The sequence below is a fragment of the Blastopirellula sp. J2-11 genome (assembly GCF_024584705.1).
Taxonomy (GTDB): domain Bacteria; phylum Planctomycetota; class Planctomycetia; order Pirellulales; family Pirellulaceae; genus Blastopirellula.
Genome location: NZ_CP097384.1, coordinates 1,220,142 through 1,233,535, shown reverse-complemented (window position 1 = coordinate 1,233,535; position 13,394 = coordinate 1,220,142). Strand labels below are relative to the sequence as shown.

At 56.3% G+C, this 13,394-nt stretch carries 10 protein-coding genes; 4 read left to right on the top strand and 6 right to left on the bottom strand.

Translation table 11 applies throughout. The annotated features are described in order from the left end of the window. Positions 1-80: 80 nt before the first annotated feature. On the bottom strand, positions 81-1,436 hold the full coding sequence (locus M4951_RS05165) for a PP2C family protein-serine/threonine phosphatase (protein ID WP_262025411.1): 1,356 nt from the start codon (positions 1,434-1,436) through the stop codon (positions 81-83). Between the two features lie 211 nt (positions 1,437-1,647). On the opposite strand from M4951_RS05165, the gene M4951_RS05160 reads away from it, so the two are divergent. Then, positions 1,648-2,211, top strand: a complete 564-nt coding sequence (locus M4951_RS05160; RefSeq protein ID WP_262025410.1) for a PEGA domain-containing protein — start codon at positions 1,648-1,650, stop codon at positions 2,209-2,211. Between the two features lie 161 nt (positions 2,212-2,372). Further along, entirely contained in the window at positions 2,373-2,597 is a 225-nt protein-coding gene (locus tag M4951_RS05155; RefSeq protein WP_262025409.1) for a hypothetical protein, read from the top strand. Between the two features lie 724 nt (positions 2,598-3,321). Here the strand turns inward: M4951_RS05155 and M4951_RS05150 are convergent. Both M4951_RS05150 and M4951_RS05145 read right to left on the bottom strand, forming a co-directional pair. Then, positions 3,322-3,519 (bottom strand): hypothetical protein, encoded by a 198-nt coding sequence (locus tag M4951_RS05150; protein ID WP_262025408.1) that lies wholly within the window; start codon positions 3,517-3,519, stop codon positions 3,322-3,324. Positions 3,520-3,544: 25 nt separating this feature from the next. Next, entirely contained in the window at positions 3,545-5,308 is a 1,764-nt protein-coding gene (locus tag M4951_RS05145; RefSeq protein ID WP_262026898.1) for an NADPH-dependent assimilatory sulfite reductase hemoprotein subunit, read from the bottom strand. Between the two features lie 76 nt (positions 5,309-5,384). Between M4951_RS05145 and M4951_RS05140 the strand changes: the two genes are divergently transcribed. Next, positions 5,385-6,266 carry a LysR family transcriptional regulator gene (locus M4951_RS05140; RefSeq protein ID WP_262025407.1) on the top strand — a complete coding sequence of 294 codons (882 nt, stop codon included), beginning with the start codon at positions 5,385-5,387 and terminating at the stop codon, positions 6,264-6,266. A gap of 70 nt (positions 6,267-6,336) precedes the next feature. On the opposite strand, the gene M4951_RS05135 is transcribed toward M4951_RS05140, so the two are convergent. Together M4951_RS05135 and M4951_RS05130 are read right to left on the bottom strand one after the other, a co-directional pair. Next, positions 6,337-6,750: a hypothetical protein gene (locus tag M4951_RS05135; protein ID WP_262025406.1), complete on the bottom strand. Its 414-nt coding sequence runs from the start codon at positions 6,748-6,750 to the stop codon at positions 6,337-6,339. A gap of 124 nt (positions 6,751-6,874) precedes the next feature. After that, positions 6,875-9,817: a c-type cytochrome gene (locus tag M4951_RS05130; RefSeq protein WP_262025405.1), complete on the bottom strand. Its 2,943-nt coding sequence runs from the start codon at positions 9,815-9,817 to the stop codon at positions 6,875-6,877. A 354-nt stretch (positions 9,818-10,171) separates the two neighbouring features. Between M4951_RS05130 and M4951_RS05125 the strand changes: the two genes are divergently transcribed. After that, a complete protein-coding gene (locus M4951_RS05125) occupies positions 10,172-12,538 on the top strand; it encodes a VIT domain-containing protein (protein ID WP_262025404.1) in 2,367 nt (788 codons plus the stop codon). A gap of 292 nt (positions 12,539-12,830) precedes the next feature. Here M4951_RS05125 and M4951_RS05120 read toward each other — a convergent pair whose 3' ends face one another. Continuing rightward, on the bottom strand, positions 12,831-13,232 hold the full coding sequence (locus M4951_RS05120) for a DMT family protein (RefSeq protein ID WP_002651482.1): 402 nt from the start codon (positions 13,230-13,232) through the stop codon (positions 12,831-12,833). Positions 13,233-13,394 lie beyond the last annotated feature (162 nt).

Below are 13,394 nucleotides of genomic sequence, written 5' to 3'. Positions count from 1 at the left end.
AACTCTAGCAAGTTCCCCCGGCCGAAGGAACGACAGTTTCGTCTCCGGTTTCGCTAGGCCAGGTCAACCGAAGGCGGGGGCTAGATGAGGTCGACTTTCGACTCATCCTCAAGCGGATTCTTTTTCTTGCTTTGCATCCGGATCTGGGCCATCATCGCGCCGATGCAGATCAAAAAGAGTCGCGTTGCGTTGAAGTAGTCGCCGGCGGCTAGCTCTAGCTGGGCCTGACTGCGCAGTTGGTTGACTCGTTCCCAGTCGAGTTTCCAGTGGTTCGTTTCGGACGCTTCTCGCAGTTCGACCACCGTCGCGGCCAGGTTACGAGCGACATTTTCGGTGGTGTTGCAGATTGTTTCTTCGTACGGTCCGCGGCCGAGTCGACGTTTGGGCGTCGCTTTGATCGGCTCTTCTTCTTCGGGCGCCGGCGCCGAGTACATATAGACCGCCCCAAACACGAAGGCCGCGAACGCCGCGAGCCCTGAGATCACCGCCTCGAATGGCCGGTGGAGGTAGACCAACGCGGCGGTCGCAAAGCCAAACAACAAGAGGAGCGCCCAGATGGTCCAAGGAGGATTGCGCAGCTTTTGTCGCGGCGGCGGATTGGCCGGGCGAGATTCTTCCATAATCAGCGGTTCGGTGCGCGTCGGATCTTGGGTGATCGCCTCGCCGGTGATCTTGGCCACGATGACGGTAATGTTGTCAGGCCCCCCGCGTAGATTTGCGAGATCCACCATCAACTGCACCGCATGCGACGGATCGAGCGTTTTTAGAATGATCGCGATTTCGTCGTTCCGCAGCGGTCCAGTAGCTCCGTCACTGCAGACAAAGAAGGTATCCCCCACTTGGAGCGGAAACGGTCCTTCCAGATCGACTTCGACTGACGGCCCTGGCCCCAAAGAGCGGGTAATGACATTTTTGGGAATCGCGTCATAGACATCGGCTGCGTCGAGTCCCTGTGTCGCGGCCCGAATTTCCCACGCCATCGAGTGGTCGAAGGAGAGTTGTTCGAGCTTGTCCCCGCGTAAGCGATAGACGCGACTGTCACCGACTTGTGCGACGATCGCGCCTTGCGGCAAGATCAACAGCGAACTGCAGGTCGTCCCCATCTTATGGAACGCCGAGTTCTCTTCCCCTTTACGGTTAATGACGGCGTTCGCCTCTTCGACGGCGGCGACCAACGCATCAGGCGGCGTTTTTTCGACATACTTACGGTACAGATGGCCGACGCGGTCGACCGCTATTTCGCTGGCAAGTTCGCCAGCTGCATGCGCGCCCATGCCGTCAGCAACAACAAACAGGTGCCCCCGCTTTCGCCATTCGTCCCAATTGGCGGAAAGGACGACCCCATAGTGGTCTTGGTTGTTGCTACGGCGCATCCCCACATCGCTTAGCGCAGCGATCTGAATCGTGTTATGCCACGTATGGGACTCAACCGACATGCGTCGCTCTTCTCCGGTCCAATAATTCGCCGTCTCGGCGGCCCTACCTATTATTTACGGAAACTTGCGATGTTAAAGCGGATTTTTGACAGCAACAAGTACTTACTGCGAAAAGATTTAACCACGATCGCCGTTTTCGTCTAGTCGTTAGGACGACAGATTGCTAAACTTCGCCCCCACTTCCCCTAATAATCGGACCAGGCCCATCGGCATGAACCGCCGGACTTTCCATTTTCGTAACTTTCTCTTGCTGTCCCTGCTATTGGCATGCGCCAGCATGGGATGCGTTCGTCGCCGGATGAATATTCGCACGAACCCACCAGGCGCCGTGGTCTATGTCGACGACCAGGAAGTGGGGGTAACGCCGGTGTCGGCCAGTTACGTTCATTATGGAACGCGCGAGATTCGTCTCGAAAAAGATGGCTACGAATCGGTCTCGAAACTGCACACCTTCAAAGCGCCCTGGTACGAGTACCCAGTGCTCGAGTTCTTCAGCGAGAACGTCTGGCCTTGGGAGATTCGCGACACGCGCGATCTTGACTTCCAGATGACGCCGCGACGGATTGTGCCGCCCGAAGAACTGCGCGCTCGCGCCGAACAGTTGCGAACCAACGCTCAGGCCGGCTACATCACGCCGATGAACACGCCCCCCAATCCATCCGTCAACGTCGCGCCTCAGTATCAAGCGCAGCCGCAACTCGCGCCGCCGGTGATGCGCCCCGAGACTTTGCCCGAAGGGGGCTATGCGTTGCCGCCGCCGGTATTGGGTCAGTAAGCAACCGCGACGCGGCAAATCACGCTTTGCGCCTTGCCGATCTGGCAAATTCAATCTTTGCGTATCGTTCGTTTTCTTGCAGCGAATCGAGTCTTGTTCGCCTAAAATGCGCGTCTCCTCTGAGACTCCACCTCTTCCTTCGCACGCCAGGTATCTCAGCAATGACTACCAAACTTGCGATCATCCTGACGATCGCGATCGTCGCCGTCGTTCACTTGTTGGGCTGCGGCGGGGTCCTGTTGCTGCTTGATCCCAGCAACAGTCGCGATTTGGAACAGGCTCACATGGTTGGTCGAGGGATGGGCTTGCTGACATGGATCCCGGTCAGCATTGTCTGGATCTTCTGGGCGCTGCGCGTTCGCAAAGAATGCACGCGAAAAAAATAAAGCCGACTCCCAGCTTCTCCCAAACTTGCGCCCTTTGAAGTTGCGCATCTGGAAAATCTGGCTCACATCCCTCTTCGTAGCCCCAAACGCAAGTTTTGAGGTTTTGAGGTTGCGCTATTTAGCAATTCAGGAAGTGTTGAACACGGGTGAAGCACGATCAAACAGGGGCCGAATCAACCGAAAATCGTCGCACTAGCCCGCCAGCGCCAGCGAGGGAATAGAGTTGGCGATCCTAACGCGGATTGAAGTGGCGAACCGTATTCCCTTGCTTGCGCTGCGGGCTAGTGTTCTGTCAAACCGCTATTTTCGGCTTCCCCAAAATCAGCCGCACGGCGTTAGCCGCGGTTTCTGACAGGAACTCTTTGTCGACGGAAAATTGGAGACAAAAACCGCGGCTAACGCCGTGCGGCTGATGTCGATACGTGCCGCGCAGCACCCTCTTCACTTTCAATCGTTGGAAAATCAAAATGGGTCAGCTAGCAGGAAACCGCTCTAGTGTTCGATTGATTCGAAATAGCGCAACTTCAAAGAGCGCAAGCGAGGGAAAGTCGCTCGGCGATTCAAAGGTGCATCGAAGTAGCAGACCGCATTTCCCTCACTTGCGCTTCGGGCTATGAAGAGGGATCGGCGTCAGCGAATTCCAATAGCGTCTTCAATCATTGTGACGCGGATCGACAAGGGAGATCGGCTGTTTGAAATCGCACCGAACGAAATCGCCGTTCCACTACGTCATATCGACTTCGTTCCCTTGTTCGTCATAGCGAACTAGACCGAACCACAAGAAGACGATCAGACAGATCGGCAGATAGACCAGGCTGACGTAAAACAGAATATCGTTGAGCGTCGACAGAAAGAGGGCGCCGCCGATGATCAGCGTCCACAACCACCAAGTCGACTTCCAGAGCGAGTAATAGCGTTTCATTGGATCGAATCCCTGATTTTAGTTTTTAGATTATAGCAGCTTCCGTGCGGCCCACCTTGGCCAACAACGTTTCGCGTCCCAGTCGGGCGCAATAATCGCCAAATGCTTCATCACCCAATTTTTCCGCCTTATAACCGGCGAGCAGCGGCGACAGTTGGGCAGGAATCTCTGTGAGCGGCGTCGCGTCTTGATAGACGAAACCGATTCGCGTCCCCTGCGGATTGCCCCCTAAATAAATGGTGTACTTGCCGATCGATTTGCCGACCAAGCCGATATCGGCCACATAAGGTCGCGCGCAGCCGTTGGGACAACCGGTCATCCGGATCGAGATCTGGCTCTGATCCAGACCATGTTCGGCCAGCACCGGTTCGATCTGATCAATCAGTTGCGGCATGACTCGCTCGGATTCGGTGATCGCCAGCCCGCAGGTCGGCAGCGCCGGACAAGCGACCGCAAACCGTCGAGCCAGCGAAAGCTCATCCGCGGACTTCATGCCGTATTCGCCCAACAGCGTTTCAATCCCGCGCCGATCGGCCGGATCGATATCGCACAAGATCACCGACTGCAGCGGAGTCAGCCGAGTTTGCATCCCATACCGCTGCAAGATCGCGCGCAATCCGCTTTTGATCCGCACGTCGCCGGCGTCGGCGATCCGGCCGTTCTCGATATTGACGCCGAGAAACAATTTGCCGTCTCCCTGGACGTGCCAGCCGAGATGATCGTCAACGCCGATCACCGGGGCATGTCGCGGCGCAGGCAGTGGAGCGCCGTAGTACGCTTCGAATTTCGCTTTGAACTTGGCGACGCCCCAGTCATGCAGCAGATACTTCAGCCGGGCTCGCTTGCGATCTTCACGATTGCCAAAGTCGCGTTGGACTTTGACGATCGCTTCGCAAACGGCGATCACCTGTTCTGGAGTTGCGAAGGTCACCTCGTCGCCGAGTCGCGGAAACGTTTTGTCGGCCGACGGCGTGTTTCCCATTCCGCCCCCGACGATCACGTTGTAGCCGATCACTTCGCTCTCTTCGACGATCGCCAACAGGCCGACATCTTGCGTGTAAACGTCGATGCAATTGTCGGCGGGCTCAGCGACGCCAAACTTGAACTTCCGCGGCAAATAACACTCGCCATAGATCGGCTCAGCGACCGGCTGGAAGTCGGCGACGTTTTGTTTATTCCCTTCGTCGTCCGTCAGCCACAACTCGTAGTACGAAGTCGACCGCGGACGGAAGTGGACCGCGATCTCCTGCGCCAGCGTCTGCATCTGTTCACGAACGCGATTGTTTTTGTAAGGCGCCGGGCAGCACATCACGTTGCGGCTGACATCGCCGCACGCAGCGAAGGTCGACAACTTAATTTGGTTGATCGTGCGAATCGTCTCTTTCAAATTGCTTTTCAAAACGCCGTGCAACTGGAAACCTTGTCGCGTAGTGATCCGCAGCGAACCGTTGCCCAGTCGATCGCAAAGATCGAGTTCGGCTAGAAACTGCTCGGCCGAAACTCGGCCGCCGGGGACCGCGGTCCGAATCAAGCACGAATAGGCTTTCTCCTTTTTCGTGCCGTCGGCGTTCTTTTGCTTCCGGACGTCACGATCATCCTGCTGATAGCTGCCGTGGTACTTCAACAGCTGAATCGCGTCAGCCGAAAAATCAGGGCGATCGTTTTGCAGTTCGTCTGCTAGCGTGCCGCGCAGCTGACAGCTGTCGAGTTTCAGATTTTCGATTTTGCTGAGCGTCGGTTGACTCATTGCGTCTTGCTCCGTCCTTTGGTCGCCGGAATTACTTTCCACGTCTCTAAGTAAACCGACTTGCCCGCCATAAAGCAAAGACATAAAATTCATGCACTTCATAACCTGAGTCTATACTATGAATTTACACCATCTGGCCATCTTTCACGAAGTCGCCGAGACCGGCAGCGTGAGTCTGGGGGCGGAACAGCTGCTGATCAGTCAGCCGGCAGCATCCAAACAGTTGCGTGAGTTTGAAACGGCGCTCGGCGAAAAGCTGTTCGATCGAACCGGTCGCGGATTGCGACTGACGACGGTCGGCAAGCTTTTGAACGAGTATGCTCGTAAGATTTTTACGCTCGAAGCCGAAGCGGAACGCGTTGTCGCTTTGGTTCGTGATGTGCGCCGCGGCGAGTTGTTTTTGGGGGCCAGCACGACGATTGCGGGATACCTGTTGCCGCAAGTGCTGGCTCGGTTTCATCTGCAACACCCCGAGATTCGGGTGCACGTCTCCGTCGGCAATACCGACTTTGTTCATCGCCAGGTGCTGGACTATCGGGTCGATCTGGGACTGACGGAGGGCTTTGTGAATGAACCGGGGCTGACAGCGACCAGCTTTGCCGAAGATGAGCTGGTGGTCGTCGCAGCGGCGACGCACCCGCTGGTGAAGAAACGTCGGGTGAAAGCGGACGATCTGAGCGGGCAAAGCTTTGTGCTGCGCGAATCAGGGTCCGGCACCCGAGCGGTGCAAGAGCAAGCGATCTCGATGTGCGGGGTCGAGGTCCGCGAAGTAATGACCTTAAGCAGCACTGAAGCGATCAAGCATGTAGTCGCCGCCGGAGTCGGCCTGGCGATCGTCTCTCGTCTCTCCGTCGAAGCAGAGCTGGCGTCAGGCGAGCTTTGTGCAATTCGCCTGGCCGATTTAAAGATTCCTCGCCCGCTGCACATGGTGCAAGCGCAAGACCGTTTCGCCAGTCCGGCGGCTCGGGCATTTCGCGAAGTGTTGTGTGCACGCAAGTAAACGTAGGGCAGGCCGTGCCTGCCGAATGGATTCGCTCGTAATTTCGGCAGGCACGGCCTGCCCTACGCGGTTACTTCAATTTCTTCCGCAGTTCGCCGAGCGCGATCCCGGCGACGCCGCTACGCGCCGACACCGACTTGAGCGATTCGGCCAAATGCTCACGATTGAAGCGCTGCGGCACGGCCTGGTATTGTTGGTGCAGCGAATCGACGCTTGCTTCGACAACGTCGGGGTCGTCGCTCGCGAGCATCGAAATCAGCATCGCACCGATCTCGTCGCGCCAGGGAGTAACGTCCCCTGCGACTTCGGCGATGCGGGCCTGCACGAGCGGCTCATAGCTTCTCCAGGCGTCGCACAGAATAATCCAGTCGGCCGCAGGAAGCGGTTTGGCCAACTTGCCGGCTTCCAAAATGGCGACATCAGACCAATAACCTGCTGAGTAATCATGCGCCAAAAACTGCAGAAAAATCTCTTTGTCTTCCATTCCAAATTTCCTTGTGGTGGAAAGCGGCAAATCCGTATCGCATAAAAAAGGGCTGCTCGGATCAGCAGCCCTTTTCAGTTGGTTGACCGTAATCGTCAGACCAAAAGCCTGACCGACAAAGATGCTATTTGCTAAACGCCGCATCGTTTGGATTTCCGCCTGAGCGGAGATAGGCGATCAGGTCCAGGATCTCTTCCTTGGTCAGCGTGTTCATCAAGCCGTCCGGCATTTCGGACTGCGGCGAGTGCTTCATCCCTTCGACTTCGTCTTTCTTGACGGTGGTCAGTTCTTTGGCGAACGGGCCGCTCCGAATTTGATAGGCGTCGTCGGTTTCGTTAATGATGCGGCCGACCAGGATGTCACCGGTATCGGTCTGGAAGATCGTGTTGACGTATTGGTCTGACACCACCTTCGACGGTACGATCATCGCTTCCAGCACATAGAGCGGAGCAAAGCGATTGCCGACGCCGGTCAGGTCAGGACCGGTGCCGCCCCCCTGCCCTGCATAGCGATGACACTTGGCGCACTGGGCCGCTTCAAAAACAAGCCGACCTTTCTCGAAGTTACGGCCCGATTCGACTTCCGGCAGCATGGCGATCAGGTCGTCGACTTGCCAGTTATGCACAAACTGGCGCGTTGTTTCGAGATTGGCGACTTCTTCGGTCTGGGCGCCTTCCATGATCTCTTTCAACTCGGCGAGGTCGGCCTTGGCCAGCTTCTCCGCAGCGTCGTTACGAATCTGCATAACGAATTTCTTGAAACTGTTGCCGCCGCGATATTTCGCCTGGGCCAGATTCATCCAGCTGAAGTAAGCTTTGCGCTGGTCCATGGTCCAGCCGCTCGCCGCGTTCCGCAGAGCGAATGCGTAGAACATCTGCTCTTGCTGCGTTTGACCGGCGAACAACTGCTGCATGCCGCGATCCACAATGCCGGGCGCATCCAGATAAACCAACACGTTGAACAACGCGTGGTTGACTTCTTCGCTGTCGCCGGGAAAGCGAGGATTGAGCTGCGCAACGACCGCTTCGTTGATCGTGTCGTCTTGCTTTCCGCCGAGACGGATGTAGGCGAGTTCATAAACGCGCAACGCGTCGAGCGTCTGCTCTTCGCTCATCCGGTCGTACGGCAGCGAATTTAATTTCGTGAGCACCGCCGCCTGATCGGCCTTGTCGCCGACGCGGCAGAGTGCGGTCAGCGCTTGGATCGTAGCGTTCGTGTTCGACTCTGCGAGGGCCTTTTCTTTCCAAGCGGCGATCGGTTGATTTTCGAGCGCAACGCGAGCGGCGTAACGAATCGATCGATCATTGCTTCCCAGACTCGACCAAATTTTGGCGAGCGCGTCATCGGCCGTCGTCGTATGCAACATTTCCAACTCTCGGCGTAACGCGCGAGCTTCGCGACCTTCTTTCGCTTCGGTCGTCGCAATCGGAGCGGTCGACTCATTTCCATCATAGGTGACGCGATAAAGGCCCGATTGCGTTTTGCGTCCACCGATCGCGAAGTAGAGCGCGCCATCTTTTGGATTGACGCAGATGTCGGTAACCGGCAACGGCCGACCGGTGATGAACTTCTCAAAGGTGGCCGTGTAAGTCGCTCCTTGCGGTTGCATGTGCACCGCATAGATCACGCCGTAGGTCCAGTCGTTGATATAGAGAGCGCTTTGATACTTGGCCGGAAATTTGGCGCCAAGTCCCATTTCGATCCCAGTCGGCGACCCCAGTCCGATGTCGACCACCGAGCCGACGCTGTCGACATAATAATCGGGCCATTTGCCGGTGCCGTAGCGCCAACCAAACTCAGCGGCCGAGACGGCGTGATTGACGCGGGTCGGGCGATACCAGGGTGCGCCCGTATCCCATTCCATGTCGGCGTCATAGGTAAACAGTTCGCCATCAGCGTTAAAAGCGATATCGTACGGGTTACGGAAGCCGGCGCAGAGCAGTTGCCACTGTTCGCCATCTTTGTCGGTGCGCGCAATCCAACCGGCCGGCGCCATGCGGCCGGTCGCATGGCCGTTGCCGTCAGGGTTGCGAGGAAGGAACAAATCTTCCGCCCAGTTTTTGTGCGGCGCGCCAACTTCGCTTCCTTCAGGGATGTCGGTGTGGTTGCCTGCGATCACGTAGAGCATGCCATCGGGGCCCAGACGAATCGCATGCGGACCATGCTCGCCGCCCCCTTTGAACTTTTTCAGCAATTCGACTTTGTCGTATTGATCGTCGCCGTTGGTGTCGGTAACGCGATAGAATCCGGATCCTTGCGCCGCGTTTCCGTTGACCGACACATAGAGCGCGTCGAAGGCGCACAGCAAGCCTTGGGCGTCGCCGATTGCAACATCCAGTTTTTCAATCTTGGTCGTATCGGCGTCGGCGCCGGGAGTAATACGAAACAGTCCGCCGTATTGATCAGAGCAGATCAAGCGTCCTTGCGGATCGGCGGTCATGCTGACCCACGAACCCTGTTGACCCAGCGGAACCGAGTAAAGTCGCTCGACTTTGAATCCGTCGAGGGTCTGAATGTTTTCGATCGGGGTCGCTTCGCCGGGAGCGGCGGCGATAGTCGCTTTGCCGACATTGCCCCACGGCTGCATGCCGAGTTTGCCGAGGACCGTCGCTTGTTTCCAATCGGCGGCAAAATCAGCGTGATCCCAACCTGGAGACGCTTCGGTCGCAACGCTCCACGTTCCGTCACTGACGTACGTCGTCTTCTTGCCGTCTTTGTATTCAACTTCCAGCTTGACCAACAGCGCGGCCGAGCCTCCTTCGTTCTTTCCGACAGCCGCGATCAGAGCGCGATCGTCTCGAATCAAACTAGTAACATTCGCTTTTCCCCAAGAGCCCCAGTCGCGATGCTGAATTACCGGCTTGCCGTTCAAGCTGACCGTAATGCTGTTATCGGCGGTCGCATACAGCGTCGCCGTTTTGACCGGTCCCGCAAGTTCAAACTCTTTTCGTGCGTAGACCGTCTGATTGTCGGTCGCATTTTTTGAGTTCCAGATCCACATCGGCGTTTCCGCAACAGCGGCCGATGCGAAGCACAACAAGACAAACCATGACCCAAATCGACGCATTCGGAAAGACTCCCAGAAAAGGGGTGGAGGATGATCGATGAAGCTTTACAAGGAGGGGGGGAACTGATGCTCGCGACGCCGCGGAGAAGAAAACGTCGCCGCGTACAATCAAGCTCAACCGGCGAACAAGGAGTGCAAAACAAGGACCACCGGCGTATGCGGGATTATAGGTCAAGCGCAGCGAGACGCCAGTATCTTCGCCTGCCCGGGTCAGCTAAGGGCCGCTTCCGAACCATAACAACCGCGATCCAGTTCAATTGCGTGATGAAATCTTTTCGATTCTTGACAAAACGATTGCTCCCTCAAGCTCGTCTACGCTACAAAGCCCGATGTCCTGTCGCTAGGAGCACCACCATGTCTCGCTATGTCCGTCTTTCCCTTTGGGGGCCGCTGGCTCTCTTTTTCGCCCTGTTTAGCGGGGCGCTGGGCGTTTCAGCCCAAACCGTGGTGATCATCCACGATCCGATTCGGCCAATCCCACTGCCGCGTCCCATTCCGCGTCCTGCGCCGCAGCCGGTGACCGAGTCCTACAAAATCAAAAGCCTGGAAGTCGATGCTGACATCGAAGACCAGATCGCCAAGGTCCAGGTCTCCCAAACCTTTGAGAATACTTGCAGCCGCCAACTGCAAGTTTCGTTTCTCTTTCCGCTGCCGTACGACGGCGCGATCGATAGTCTGACGCTATTGGTCGACGGCAAAGAGTACGCGGCCAAATTGCTTCCGAAAGAAAAAGCCCGCAAGATCTACGAGGAGATCGTCCGCAAGAATCAAGATCCGGCGCTGTTGGAATGGGTGGGAACCGGCATGTTTCAGACCAGCGTCTTTCCAGTCCCGGCCGGCGCCAGTCGCACGGTGACGATCACTTACAGCCAACTGTTGCGTAAAGACAATCGCCTGACCGATTTCCTCTTTCCGCTGTCGACGGCGCGCTTCACCGACAAGCCGCTCGAAAAACTTCGCCTGCGCGTCAGCGTCGAAACCCAAGATAAATTAAAAAGCGTCTATAGCCCCACGCACGAAGTGGAGGTCAAGCGAAAAGGGAAGAATCGCGCCGTCGTCACGATCGAGCAAACCGATTGCGTGCCGACCAATGACTTCCGCTTGTTCTTTGATACGGCCAAAACCGATCTCAGCGCCAGCGTGCTGACCTATCGACCTGACAAGAGCGAAGATGGCTACTTCTTATTGCTCGCTAGTCCGCCGGTCGAAGAAGAAGGAGACGTCAAGACCAAGAAGACCGTGATCTTTGTCGTCGATCGTTCCGGCAGCATGAGCGGCGAGAAAATCGAACAAGCGAAAGAAGCGGCCAAGTTTGTGCTGAACAACTTGAACGCAGGGGATCTGTTCAACATCATCGCCTACGATAGCGACGTCGAATCGTTTGAGCCGGAATTGCAAAAACTGGATGACAAAACGCGGGAAAAGGCGCTCGACTTTGTCGACAACCTCTATGCCGGCGGCAGCACCAACATCGACGGGGCGCTCGCCAAAGCGATGGGCATGCTGAAAGATGACAAGCGTCCCAGCTATATGCTGTTTTTGACCGACGGTTTGCCGACGCATGGCGAACAGAACGAAGCGAAGATCGTCGACAACGCCAAAAAGAAGAATGACGTGCGAGCCCGGGTGATCAGCTTCGGCGTCGGTTATGACGTCAACAGTCGCCTGCTCGATCGTCTATCGCGCGAATGCTTTGGACAAAGCGAATATGTCCGTCCCAACGAAGACATCGAGACGCATGTCGCCAAGCTGTACAACAAGATCAGCGCGCCGGTCATGACCAACGTAGCGATCAAGTACGACCTGGAAAAAGGGGGCGACAACTTTGTAAATCGCTTGCAGCCGAAACAGTCGCATGATCTATTCGCCGGCGAACAATTGATCATCGCCGGGCGGTATCGCAAACATGGGGACGCCAAAATCACGATCGTCGGCACGGTCGGCGACAAAAAGCAGAAGGTCGATTTCCCGGCCGAATTTGTCAAAGAAAGCGACGATCAAACGTACGCGTTTGTCGAAAAGCTGTGGGCGATGCGCCGCATCGGCGAGATCATTGACGACATCGATCTGAACGGCAAGAACGATGAACTAGTCAAAGAGCTCGTCTCCCTCTCGACCAAACATGGGATCATCACGCCGTACACGTCGTTCCTGGCCGACGAAAATTCGAGCGCCCGCGATTTGGCCGACGCTCGCCGCGGCGGAACTCACAGCTTTGGATTAGCCGAAGCGGAGACGCGCAAACTGAGCGCAGCAGGCGGACGATTGGGCTTCTCACAGCGAGCCCAGAAAGGCGCCTATCAACAAGCCGATCGCGCCAGCGGCGGAGGCTTTGGCGGCATCAGCAAAGTTAAAGGTATAAATTTGCCTCCCATTGTCACCTCGCCGGGGTTCTCTCCGAAGACCGCGGCCGCCAACGCTTATGCCGGAGGCGCCGTCTACCAGGATGTTGAGAACGACCGGACAGTGGTCGCTTCCAACATTCGTAACATCGGCAACGAAACTCTCTTTTTGCGAGACAAAATTTGGATCGCGGAAAGCGCCGGAGATATCGATCCAGAGAAAGATCAAAAGAAGATTAAGACGGTCGACCGCTATAGCAAGGAATATTTCGCGCTGGTCGCTGCGAACAATAAGCAACAGAACTCGCTGTTGGCGCAACAGAAACCAGGCGAACAGCTGCTCTGTAACCTGCGAGGTCAGTACTACCTGATCAAATAGGGGCCGGAACCAAAGAGGCTAGCCTCGTCGTCGCTCGGTCGCATCGCCGAGCGATCGACAACACCTCCGAAGAGGATGACCAGCTTGGTCATCCTCTTTTTTTGTGCGCCGCTGGAGAAACTCTTCGTAGCCCGAAGCGCAAGTTTTGAGGTTGCGTTTTCTCGAACCAAGCGAACACTAGCAGCCGATGGAATGCGGCTGGCCACTCCAATCCAAGTTGGTATCGCTGACCACATTCCATCGGCTGCTAGTGTTTCGTCTCTCGGACTCGCTACGAGACTAGGAACGATGGTTACTCCGAGTGCGGCGGAGAATCTTCGCGCTGAATCACACTGGGCGTCTCTTCATGATCGGCCTTACTCGGCGTATCAAACCCAAAGACAAAGACGACCGCGAGGATGATCATCACGAACCCGACGATGTAGTTCCATTTGAGCGGTTCACGGAGGAACGTCACCGCGAAGACGCAAAAGACGACCAGCGTGATCACCTCTTGCATGATCTTCAGCTGCGCGGCGCTGTATCGCTCGTGCCCCCAACGATTGGCTGGCACTTGCAGACAATACTCAAAAAACGCAATTCCCCAACTCGCCAAGATCACGACCCATAGAGCGCTGCTCTTGAATTTCAAATGTCCATACCAGGCGAACGTCATGAAGATGTTCGAGAGGATCAGCAGCACGATGGTGGCCATAAAAAAACGACGCTCGCTAGAGCGTCGCCTCGGTTGGATTGTGATTAGTAGCGACAAGGTGCGTCACGCATCTCTCTTTGTAGCCCGCGGGGAAATGCGGCCTCCATTGGAATGACGAATGTCTAATTGAAGGAAGAAACGACTTGATCCTTCAATCTTCAT